Source organism: Streptomyces sp. NPDC056503, assembly GCF_042794995.1.
In the GTDB taxonomy this organism is placed as follows: Bacteria; Actinomycetota; Actinomycetes; order Streptomycetales; family Streptomycetaceae; genus Streptomyces.
In genome coordinates, this window is record NZ_JBHTST010000197.1 from 1 (window position 1) to 11,446 (window position 11,446).

At 71.3% G+C, this 11,446-nt stretch carries 8 protein-coding genes; 4 read left to right on the plus strand and 4 right to left on the minus strand.

The window, feature by feature from the left end; translation table 11 throughout:
* Nucleotides 1-30 precede the first annotated feature (30 nt).
* Entirely contained in the window at nucleotides 31-1,848 is a 1,818-nt protein-coding gene (gene aspS, locus ACFQ8C_RS34805) for an aspartate--tRNA ligase (protein ID WP_383465620.1), read from the minus strand.
* 157 nt (nucleotides 1,849-2,005) lie between these two features.
* Here aspS and ACFQ8C_RS34810 point away from each other — a divergent pair, with 157 nt between their 5' ends.
* Nucleotides 2,006-4,120, plus strand: a complete 2,115-nt coding sequence (locus ACFQ8C_RS34810) for a SpoIIE family protein phosphatase (protein WP_383465622.1) — start codon at nucleotides 2,006-2,008, stop codon at nucleotides 4,118-4,120.
* A 173-nt stretch (nucleotides 4,121-4,293) separates the two neighbouring features.
* Complete coding sequence (locus tag ACFQ8C_RS34815; RefSeq protein ID WP_383465624.1) at nucleotides 4,294-5,106, plus strand: MBL fold metallo-hydrolase; 813 nt, start codon at nucleotides 4,294-4,296, stop codon at nucleotides 5,104-5,106.
* On the opposite strand, the gene ACFQ8C_RS34820 is transcribed toward ACFQ8C_RS34815, so the two are convergent.
* From ACFQ8C_RS34820 to ACFQ8C_RS34830, 3 genes are all read right to left on the minus strand, one after another.
* Nucleotides 5,103-6,170, minus strand: coding sequence for an AI-2E family transporter (locus ACFQ8C_RS34820; protein ID WP_383465626.1), 1,068 nt, complete (start codon nucleotides 6,168-6,170; stop codon nucleotides 5,103-5,105). The two genes, ACFQ8C_RS34815 and ACFQ8C_RS34820, sit on opposite strands and share 4 nt — an antisense overlap.
* Before the next feature lie 118 nt (nucleotides 6,171-6,288).
* A complete protein-coding gene (locus ACFQ8C_RS34825) occupies nucleotides 6,289-7,251 on the minus strand; it encodes a pirin family protein (RefSeq protein WP_383465628.1) in 963 nt (320 codons plus the stop codon).
* Nucleotides 7,252-7,406: 155 nt separating this feature from the next.
* A complete protein-coding gene (locus tag ACFQ8C_RS34830) occupies nucleotides 7,407-7,907 on the minus strand; it encodes an SseB family protein (RefSeq protein ID WP_362184899.1) in 501 nt (166 codons plus the stop codon).
* 154 nt (nucleotides 7,908-8,061) lie between these two features.
* On the opposite strand from ACFQ8C_RS34830, the gene ACFQ8C_RS34835 reads away from it, so the two are divergent.
* Together ACFQ8C_RS34835 and ACFQ8C_RS34840 are read left to right on the plus strand one after the other, a co-directional pair.
* Nucleotides 8,062-9,891 (plus strand): acyl-CoA dehydrogenase, encoded by a 1,830-nt coding sequence (locus tag ACFQ8C_RS34835; protein ID WP_383465630.1) that lies wholly within the window; start codon nucleotides 8,062-8,064, stop codon nucleotides 9,889-9,891.
* Between the two features lie 209 nt (nucleotides 9,892-10,100).
* Nucleotides 10,101-11,408 (plus strand): M18 family aminopeptidase, encoded by a 1,308-nt coding sequence (locus ACFQ8C_RS34840; RefSeq protein ID WP_383465632.1) that lies wholly within the window; start codon nucleotides 10,101-10,103, stop codon nucleotides 11,406-11,408.
* Nucleotides 11,409-11,446 lie beyond the last annotated feature (38 nt).

The following is an 11,446-nucleotide window of genomic DNA, read 5'->3' on the forward strand; positions in this document are numbered from 1 at the left end:
GATCCCGGGCCCCTCACCCGCGCGTCAGGGTCAGCGCGCCGCGTCCGGGTGGACCGCGTCCGTGACCGGGCGGTCCTCCGCGACCTTCTTCTCGACCGGCTTGCGGAGCTGGATGTTCAGCTCGCGCAGGCGGGACTCGTCCAGCTCCGTCGGGGCGCCCATCAGGAGGTCCTGGGCGTTGCCGTTGAGCGGGAAGGCGATCGTCTCGCGGATGTTGGGCTCGTCCGCGAGGAGCATGACGATGCGGTCGACGCCCGGGGCGATGCCGCCGTGCGGCGGGGCGCCGTACTCGAAGGCGCGGAGCATGCCCGCGAACTCGTGCTCGACCGTCTCCCGCGAGTAGCCCGCGATCTCGAAGGCCTTGAACATGATCTCGGGCTCGTGGTTCCGGATCGCGCCGGAGGAGAGCTCGATGCCGTTGCAGACGATGTCGTACTGCCAGCCGAGGACGTCCAGCGGGTCCTGGGTCTCCAGGGCCTCCAGGCCGCCCTGCGGCATCGAGAACGGGTTGTGCGAGAAGTCGATCTTGCCGGTCTCCTCGTCCTTCTCGTACATCGGGAAGTCGACGATCCACGCGAAGCGGAAGACGTTCTCCTCGAACTGGCCGGCGCGCTTGGCGGCCTCGACCCGGACCGGGCCCATGATCTTGGAGACCTCGTCGAACTCGCCCGCGCCGAAGAAGATCGCGTGGCCGGGCTCCAGACCGAGGCGCTCGGTCAGGACCTTGACGTTCTCCTCGGTGAGGAACTTGGCGATCGGGCCGGTCAGGGCGTTGCCCTCGCCCACGCGGACCCAGGCCAGGCCCTTCGCGCCGAGGGAGACCGCGAAGTCGCCGAGCTGGTCGAAGAACTTGCGCGGCTGGTCGCCGGTGTCCGGGACGGCGAGCGCGCGGACGTGCTTGCCGGCGAAGGCCTTGAACTCCGACGACTCGAAGACGTCGGAGATGTCGACGAGTTCGAGGGCCGTGCGCAGGTCGGGCTTGTCGTTGCCGTACTTCAGCATCGACTCGCGGAACGGGATCCGCGGGAACGGGGAGGTGACGTGGCGGCCGCCGCCGAACTCCTCGAAGAGCTCCGTCATGAGCTTCTCGATCGGCTGGAAGACGTCCTCCTGCTCGACGAAGCTCATCTCGACGTCGAGCTGGTAGAACTCGCCCGGCGAACGGTCCGCGCGGGCGTCCTCGTCGCGGAAGCAGGGCGCGATCTGGAAGTACCGGTCGAAGCCGGAGATCATCAGCAGCTGCTTGAACTGCTGCGGCGCCTGCGGCAGCGCGTAGAACTTGCCCGGGTTCAGACGGGACGGGACGACGAAGTCGCGGGCGCCCTCGGGGGAGGTCGCGGCGAGGATCGGGGTCGCCATCTCGTTGAAGCCGAGGGCCACCATCTTGGAGCGGATGGAGGCGATGACGGCGGAGCGCAGCATGATGTTGCGGTGCATGCGCTCGCGGCGCAGGTCGAGGAAGCGGTACTCCAGGCGCCGCTCCTCGTTGACGCCGTCGTCGGCGTTGATGGTGAAGGGGATCTGCTTCGCGGCGCCCAGGACCTCGACCGTGGCGGCCTCGATCTCGATCTCGCCGGTGGCGAGCTCCGGGTTGACGTTCTCCGCGCCACGCGAGACGACCTTGCCGTCGACGCGGACGACGGTCTCCTTCGTCAGCTTGTCGAGGACCTCGGCGGCGGCGGTGCCGGGCCGGGCGACGAGCTGCGTGATGCCGTAGTGGTCGCGCAGATCGATGAAGAGGATGCCGCCCAGGTCGCGCCGATTGTGCAGCCAGCCGCTCAGCCGGACGTCGGTGCCGACGTCAGAGGCGCGGAGCTCGCCGCAGGTGTGGGACCTGTACCGATGCATCGTCGTTCATCCAGTCTTCGGGATCGGTGGTGTGAGTCACGACTGTTAAGTCGCGACCAGCCTACCGGCCACCCCAAGATCGCGATTCGATTACTCTCGGTCGCGCCCGGCGGGGACACGGTGGCGACAGGCTGTCCGCTCTTCATAAAGTGGGGCAATGCGCACCGAGGACGTCCTGGCCGCGATCGCCACGGGCCTGTGGCGCTGGGACAACGCTTCCGGGATCGTCTCGCTCGACGCCGAGGCCGCCCGGCTGCTGGGGCTGCCCGCGGAGCCGGTGCGGCTCAGCGAGGCGGCGGTCCGCTCGCGCTTCCACCCGGTGGACTGGAACGAGATCGACGGCGTGGTCAACCTGGCGGTGGCCGAGGGGACGCTGGCCGAGGCCCGGCTGCGGATCATGGACGACCGGGGCCGGGTGGTCCGTACGGTACGGAGCCGGTCCAAGCCGCTGATCGACGGCAACGACTACCAGCTGGTCGGCACGCTCCAGGAGGTGGCCGACCCGCAGCCGGGGACGGCCGGGCCGCACACGCCGATCACCGGTGACTGGCGGCGCTCGCGGGAGGCCTTCCTGCTGGACGCGGGGCGGGCGCTGGCGGAGGCGCGGTCGACGTCCGAGGTGCTGCGGGTGGCGGCCTCGCTGTCGATGCCGGGGTTCTCGCCGGACGGGCTCGCGGTCTTCGGGATGTCGGGCGACCGGCTGACGGTGATCGGACACCACGGGCAGCGGGACGGCGACGAGGGCCCCTTCTCCTCGATGGCGCTGGCGACGGACTACCCGGCGGCCGAGGTGGTGCGGACCGGGCGGGCGATCTACCTCCCGTCCCCCGAGGAGTACCGGCGCCGCTTCCCGATGACGTGGCCGCTGGCGGAGCGCTTCGAGCGGCAGTCGTGGGCGTTCGTGCCGCTTGTGGTGGCCGGGCGGACGATGGGCGCCTGGATGGCGGCCTTCAAGCACCAGGTGGCGTTCACGCCGGACGAGCGGTCGGTGCTGACGACGGTGGCCCGGATGCTGGCGCAGGCGCTGGCCAGGGCCGGGGTGGCGGAGTCGGAGCGGGAGCTGTCGCTCGGTCTGCAGCGGACGATGATGCCGGTGCTCGGACCGGGGATCCCCGGGATCCAGGTGGCGGCGCGGTACGTGCCGACCGGCGGCGGGCTCCAGGTGGGCGGCGACTGGTACGACATGATCCGGCTGCCCGGCGGCGCTGGCCGGATCGCCCTGGTCATCGGGGACGTACAGGGGCACGACGTACGGGCGGCGGCGCTGATGGGGCAGCTGCGGATCGCGCTGCGGGCGTACGCCTCCGAGGGGCACCGGCCGGACGCCGTGCTGTCGCGGGCCTCGCGGTTCCTGTACGGGGTGAACGACGGCCACGACGGGGGCGACGAGGCGGTGGCCGCGGGCGGCGGGCCGCGCTTCGCCACCTGCCTCTACCTGGAGGTGGACCTGGAGACGGGGACGGTGGACATCGCCCGGGCGGGCCATCCGGACCCGGCCGTACGGATGGTCGACGGAACGGTCCTGCTGAGGCCGACGGCCGGCGGCCTTCCGCTCGGCATCGACGCCGACACCGACTACCCCACCACCCGGCTCACCCTCGACCCCGGCGAGACCCTGATGATCTGCACCGACGGCCTCCTGGAGACCGGCGGGCACGATCTCGACAGCGGCTGGGAGCGGGTCAGGCGGCTCCTGGAGGAGCACCGGGGCGACGACCTGGAGGAGCTGGCCGACACCCTCGTGGAGGCCGTCCACGGGCCCGGCTCCCACCACACCACCGGCCCGCTCGCGGACCGGCGCGAGGACGACATCGCCGTCCTGCTGCTCTCCCGCCGGCCGGCGACGGCCGTACGGGAGACCCCGCGCCGCACCCTGATGACGATCGCCCAGGCCGAGCCGGAGCGGATCGCGGAGGCGCGCGAGCAGGTGCGGCAGCTGCTGCACGACTGGACCGACGAGGACCAGCTGGACGCGGCCGTCCTGATGGTCTCCGAGATGGTCACGAACGTGCTCGTCCACACGGACGGCGACGCCCTCCTCACCGCGGAGGTCGCCTGCGGCGACAAGGGCCGCCGGCTGCGCGTCGAGGTCTCCGACGCCAGCGACGAGCTCCCGCACAAGCGGCACCCGGGCGAGATGGCGTCCAGCGGGCGCGGCCTGGTGCTGATGGAGATGCTGGCGGACGCGTGGGGCGTCGAGCCGCGCGGCGAGGGCAAGACGATCTGGTACGAACTGACGGAGCCGGCGGGGCCGGAGGGGTGCTGCGGATAGGGCGGGCACGCGGGTGCCGGGCGCCGCGCGCGCGTGGGGCCGGTCGTACGCGGGTGGGGCCGCACCGCGCGCCCGGGCCGGTCGGCGGGGCCCGTGCCCCTCCGGCGCGCGCCGTCCACCCGTACGGCGGAGACTGGTGTCGTACGGCCGCCGGGGGGACCACGGAGTACGCCATGGACACGCACAAGGTCGGCAGCGACACCACCGTCCTGGCCGACAGCCTGGAGGTGCCGGGGATCGGCCACGTCCCCGTCAACGCCTACGTGCTGACCGCCGCCGAACCCGTCGTCGTCGACACCGGACTGTCGATCGAGGACCGGGACTTCCTCGCCGCGCTCTCCGGGGTGATCGACCCCGCGGAGGTGCGCTGGATCTGGCTCAGCCACCCGGACCGCGACCACACGGGCGGGATCTTCGACCTCCTGGAAGCCGCCCCGCACGCGCGCGTGGTGACCACCTTCCTCGGCTTCGGCATCATGACGACCGAGCGGGCGCTGCCGATGGACCGGGTGTACTTCCTCAACCCGGGGCAGTCCCTGGACGTCGGTGACCGCGCCCTGCACGCCTTCCGTCCGCCGCTCTTCGACAGTCCGGCGACCGTCGGCTTCTACGACGACCGGACCAGGATCTGCTTCAGTTCGGACTGCTTCGGCGGGCCGATGCCGACGGCCGAGCTCGCCGAGAGCGGGCACGCGAGCGATCTGAAGCCGGAGGACCTGCGGGCCTCGCAGCTGTTGTGGGCGACGCTCGACAGCCCGTGGGTGCACGTGGTGGACCCGGAGAAGTACCGGGCGACTCTGGCGCCGCTGCGGGAGATGGACCCGGAGATCGTGCTCTGCACCCACCTGCCGCCTGCCGTGCGGATGACGGAACGGATGCTGGGGACGCTGGCGGCCGCGCCGGACTCCGACCCCTTCGTCGGCCCGGACCAGGCGGCCCTGGAGGCCATGCTGAAGTCCTTCGAGGCGGGCGCGGCGGCGGTCTAGCCGGCCTCGCCCGGTTCCGGACGGGTGGTGTAGCGGGCGCGGAGTTCGCCGAGGATGCCGGTGGCGGCGGCGGTCAGGGGGACGGCGAGGAGCATGCCGAGGACGCCCGCCACGGAGGCGCCGGCGGTGATGGCGAGCATGACGGCGGCCGGGTGCATCTGGACGGTGCGGCTCTGGACCATCGGCTGGAGGACGTTGCCCTCGATGACCTGGACGGCGAGGACCACGCCGAGCACCCACAGGGCGATGACGAAGCCGCGGTCGGCGAGGGCGACGAGGACGGCGACCGCGCCGGAGAGGAAGGCGCCCAGGTAGGGGATGTAGGCGGTGACGAAGACGAGCGCGGCGAGTCCGACGGCGCCGGGCACGTCGAGGACGAGCAGGCCGACGCCGATGAGGACGGCGTCGACGAGGGCGACGAGGGTGGTGCCGCGCATGAAGCCCTCGACGGCCTCGAAGGCGCGGCGGGCCATGGCCTCGGCGGTGTCGCCGGTGGCGGCGGGGACGAGGGAGCGCAGGGAGCCGGCGGCCCGGTCGGAGTCGCGGAGGAAGAAGAAGATCAGGAGGAGGGCGAGGACGGCGGTGGCGAGCATCTGGCCGACCACGCTGAGCCCGGAGATCACCCCGGAGGCGGCGGTGCCGCCGAACTTCTCCAGGAGGTTCTTGGCGTTCTCGGCGAGGTCCTCCAGGGAGGTCCCGGCGGCCCCGAAGTGCTCGGCGATGTCGATGGCGGCCTGCCGCAGCGAGGCGAGGATCTGGTCCCCGGTCTCGATCAGCGCGGCGACGACGATGTACGTGGCGCCGCCGACGACGACGAGGACGGCGAGGACGGTGACGGCGGCGGCGAGGGACTTGCTCACCTTCATCCGCAGCAGGCGGCGGTAGAGCGGCCCGAGCAGCGCGGTCCCGAGGATGGCGAGCAGCACGGGCGTCACGGCGGCCTTGAAGACCACGCAGAGCCAGATGAAGACGGCGGCGACGCCGGCGACGAGCAGCGCCACGGCGCACCAGGCGGCGAGCTTGCGGGCGGGCTCGGGCAGCAGGGGCGGTCGACTCGTCTCCACCCGTCCATAAGATCACATCGACACCCGTGGAACGCGGACATGACGGGCCGTCCGGGCGACGGCCCGTCATGTCGCTCCCCGGGGCTCGGGGGGATGCCCCGGGAGTCCTCCGGGGGTGTTACTCGCCCATGCCGTGGACCGCCGGGATGGTGCCGAGGCGGCCCGCCTGGAAGTCCTCGAAGGCCTGGCGGAGTTCGGCCTGGGTGTTCATCACGAAGGGGCCGTAGTGGGCCATGGGCTCGCGGATCGGGCGGCCGCCGAGGAGGACGACCTCCAGGTCCGGGGTGTGCGCGTCCTGCTTCTCGTCGGCGCGGACCGTCAGCGAGCCTCCCTGCCCGAAGACGGCGGTCTGGCCGAGGTGGACCGGGCGGTGCTCGGCGCCGACGGTGCCGCGGCCGGCCATGACGTACGCGAGGCCGTTGAAGTCCTCGCGCCACGGCAGGGTGATCTCGGCGCCGGGGCGCAGGGTGGCGTGGATCATGGTGATCGGGGTGTGGGTGACGCCGGGGCCCTGGTGGCCGTCGAGCTCGCCGGCGATGACGCGGAGCAGCGCGCCGCCGTCGGGGGAGGTGAGGAGCTGGACCTGGCCGCCGCGGATGTCCTGGTAGCGGGGGGCCATCATCTTGTCGCTCGCGGGCAGGTTCACCCACAGCTGGAGGCCGTGGAAGAGGCCGCCGGACACGACGAGCGACTCCGGCGGGGCCTCGATGTGCAGCAGGCCCTGACCTGCTGTCATCCACTGGGTGTCACCGTTGGTGATGGTGCCGCCGCCGCCGTTGGAGTCCTGGTGGTCGAAGGTGCCGTCGATGATGTAGGTGACGGTCTCGAAGCCGCGGTGGGGGTGCCAGGGGGTTCCCTTGGGCTCGCCCGGCGCGTACTCCACCTCGCCCATCTGGTCCATCATGATGAACGGGTCGAGGTACTGGTAGTTGATCCCCGCGAAGGCCCGGCGGACCGGGAAGCCCTCGCCCTCGAAGCCCTGGGGGGCCGTGGTGACGGCGAGCACGGGGCGCGGGGCGGCGTCGGCCGGGGCGACGACGCGCGGCAGGGTGAGCGGGTTCTCGACAGTCACGGCGGGCATGGCGGGACCTCCTTGGTACGGCCTGAGGGCTCGGTGGCCTTCGCGGCCTGTCCTCGTACCCTCACTTTAGTTGAATGCTGAACTTCTTGCCACCCGGAACGCGGAACGCCCGGGAGGAATTCCTCCCGGGCGCCCCCGTACACGTCCAGACTCCGTCAGCCGTACATCCGCCGCATCGCGAAGTCCACCATCTGCTCCACGGCCTTCGCGTCGAAGACCATCCGGTGGTCGCCCTCCATGTCGAGGACGAAGCCGTAGCCGGTCGGGAGGAGGTCGATCACCTCGGCGCCGGTGATCACGAAGTACTTCGACTCCTTGCCCGCGTACCGCCGCAGCTCCTTCAGCGTGGTGAACATGGGGATCACGGGCTGCTGGGTGTTGTGCAGGGCGAGGAAGCCGGGGTTGTCGCCGCGCGGGCAGTAGACCTTCGAGCTCGCGAAGATCTGCTGGAAGTCCTCGGCGGCCATGGTGCCGGTGGTGAAGGCGCGTACGGCGTCGGCGAGGGAGGGCGGCGAGGGCTCGGGGTAGAGCGGGGCCTGCTGCTGGCCGTACCCGCCGGGAACGCCGCCCTGCATGCCGTTCGGCATCCCGCCCTGCATGCCCCCGGGCATCCCGTACTGCTGCTGCGCACCCGGATTCTGCTCGTAGCCGTACATGGGCCATGAGCCTACTGCGTCACAGATGGCCCGCCAGGGGTTGCTCTTATTACCGGTGGGTAGCATCATCGTAGAGAAGAGTGCGCTACTCGTGAGTAGGACGAGTGGCCCTCGGTACGAGGAACCCCTCCCCGATCTTTACGGAGCCGTCGCCATGGGGCACTACAAGTCGAATCTCCGCGACATCGAGTTCAACCTCTTCGAGGTGCTCGGCCGCGACAAGGTGTACGGCAGCGGTCCGTTCGAGGAGATGGACGTCGACACCGCCAAGAGCATCCTCGACGAGATCCGCCGCCTCGCCGAGAACGAGCTGGCCGAATCCTTCGCCGACGCCGACCGCAACCCGCCGGTGTTCGACCCCGAGACCAACACGGCCCCGGTCCCGGCCACCTTCAAGGCCTCGTACAACGCCTTCATGGAGTCCGAGTACTGGCGCCTGGGCATCCCCGAGGAGATCGGCGGCACCGTCTCCCCGCGCTCCCTGATCTGGGCCTACGCGGAGCTGCTGCTCGGCTCGAACCCGGCCATCTGGATGTACTCCTCCGGCCCGGCCTTCGCCGGCATCCTCTACACCGAGGGCAACGAGCAGCAGAAGAAGGCCGCCCAGATCGCGGTCGAGCGCCGCTGGGGCTCCACCATGGTCCTCACCGAGCCCGACGCCGGCTCCGACGTCGGCGCCGGCCGCACCAAGGCCGTCCAGCAGGAGGACGGCTCCTGGCACATCGAGGGCGTCAAGCGCTTCATCACCAGCGGTGAGCACGACATGGAGGAGAACATCCTCCACTACGTCCTCGCCCGCCCCGAGGGCGCCGGCCCCGGCACCAAGGGCCTGAGCCTCTTCCTCGTCCCGAAGTACGAGTTCGACTGGGAGACCGGCGAGCTCGGCGCCCGCAACGGCGCCTACGCGACGAACGTCGAGCACAAGATGGGCCTCAAGGCCTCCAACACGTGCGAGATGACCTTCGGCGACAAGCACCCCGCCAAGGGCTGGCTCATCGGCGACAAGCACGACGGCATCCGCCAGATGTTCCTCATCATCGAGTTCGCCCGCATGATGGTCGGCACGAAGGCGATCTCCACCCTCTCCACGGGCTACCTCAACGCCCTGGAGTACGCCAAGGAGCGCGTCCAGGGCACCGACCTGGCCGACTTCATGGACAAGGCCGCCCCCAAGGTCACCATCACCCACCACCCCGACGTGCGCCGCTCGCTGATGACGCAGAAGGCCTACGCCGAGGGCATGCGCTCCCTCGTCCTCTACACGGCCTCCGTGCAGGACGCGATCCAGCTCAAGGAGGCGGCGGGCGAGGACGCGAAGGCGCTCCACGGCCTCAACGACCTGCTGCTCCCGATCGTGAAGGGCTACGGCTCCGAGAAGGGCTACGAGCAGCTCGCGCAGTCGCTCCAGACCTTCGGCGGCTCCGGCTTCCTCCAGGAGTACCCGATCGAGCAGTACATCCGGGACTCCAAGATCGACACCCTCTACGAGGGCACCACCGCCATCCAGGGCCAGGACTTCTTCTTCCGGAAGATCGTCCGCGACCAGGGCGCGGCCCTGAACACCCTCTCCGAGGAGATCAAGAAGTTCCTCGCGGTCGGCACCGGCGGCGAGGAGCTGGCCGGCGCCCGCGACTCGCTCGCCAAGGCGGCCGTCGACCTGGAGGCGATCGTCGGCAGGATGATCACCGACCTCACCGCCACCGGCGAGGACGTCAAGAACATCTACAAGGTCGGCCTCAACACCACCCGCCTGCTCATGGTCTCCGGCGACGTCGTCGTCGGCTACCTGCTGCTGCGCGGCGCGGCCGTCGCCGCCGAGAAGCTCGCCGCCGGCGCCACCGGCAAGGACGTCGCCTTCTACCAGGGCAAGATCGCGGCCGCGAAGTTCTTCGCCGCCAACGTCCTGCCCGGCGTCTCCACCGAGCGCCTCCTCGCCGACGGCGTGGACGGCGGCCTGATGGACCTGGACGAGGCGGCGTTCTAGTACTCCGGTACCGAACCCACCACGTCCTACGGGAACGGCCCGTCCCCGGGGAGGGGGGCGGGCCGTTCCGCTGCGCCCGTCCGGCCGTTCCTCTCCGGGGCCCGCCCCGACAGGTGAGGTACGGACTCCGCCGGACGAGGTGCCCAAGCCGGGCCGCGGTCTCGCCCGGTACCCGAAACGTCCCGTCATCGGCTGCGTAAGGTGGGCGCATGAGCAGCGCAGCTTCCCGACCGGCGTCCGCACCCTTCGGGCCCGGACACACCGATGACCTGATGTCCTTCCTCGCGGCCTCCCCGTCGCCGTACCACGCGGTGGCCAACGCCGCGGAGCGGCTGGAGAAGGCGGGCTTCCGCCGGGTCGAGGAGACCGCGGCGTGGGACGGGACCAGCGGCGGGAAGTTCGTCACCCGCGGCGGCGCGATCATCGCCTGGTTCGTGCCCGAGGGCGCCGACCCGCACACCCCCTACCGGATCGTCGGCGCCCACACCGACTCCCCCAACCTGCGCGTCAAGCCCCACCCCGACATGGGCAACCAGGGCTGGCGGCAGATCGCCGTGGAGATCTACGGCGGCACCCTCCTCAACACCTGGCTCGACCGCGACCTCGGCCTCGCCGGCCGCCTCACCCTGCGCGACGGCAGCCACCGCCTCGTCAACGTCGACCGGCCGCTGCTGCGCGTCCCGCAGCTCGCCATCCACCTCGACCGCTCCGCCAACGACGGCCTCAAGCTCGACCGCCAGCGCCACATGCAGCCCGTCTGGGGCACCGGCGAGGTCCGCGAGGGCGACCTCGTCGAGTTCGTCGCCGACGAGGCCGGCGTGGACGCCGAGGACGTGGCCGGCTGGGACCTCATGGTCCACGCGGTCGACGCCCCGGCCTACCTCGGCCGGGACCGCGAACTCGTCGCCGGACCCCGCATGGACAACCTGCTGTCCGTGCACGCCGCCGTCGCCGCGCTCACCGCCGTCGCCACCCGCGACGACCTCCCGTACATCCCCGTCCTCGCCGCCTTCGACCACGAGGAGAACGGCTCCGAGGCCGACACCGGCGCCCAGGGCCCCCTCCTCGGCACCGTCCTGGAGCGCTCCGTCTACGCCCGCGGCGGCGACTACGAGGACCGCGCCCGCGCCTTCGCCGGCACGGTCTGCCTCTCCTCCGACACCGGCCACGCCGTCCACCCCAACTACGCGGAGCGGCACGACCCGACGCACCACCCGCGCGTCAACGGCGGCCCGATCCTCAAGGTCAACGTCAACCAGCGGTACGCCACCGACGGCACCGGCCGCGCCCTCTTCGCCGCCGCGTGTGAGAAGGCGGGCGTGCCGTGGCAGTCGTTCGTCTCCAGCAACGACATGCCCTGCGGGACCACGATCGGTCCCATCACGGCCGCCCGCCACGGCATCACCACCGTCGACATCGGCGTGGCGATCCTCTCCATGCACAGCGCCCGCGAACTCTGCGGCGCCGAGGACCCCTACCTCCTGGCCAACGCCCTGGTGGCGTTCCTGGAGGGCTGAGCACGCGGAAGGGCCCCGCACGCCACGGCGTGCGGGGC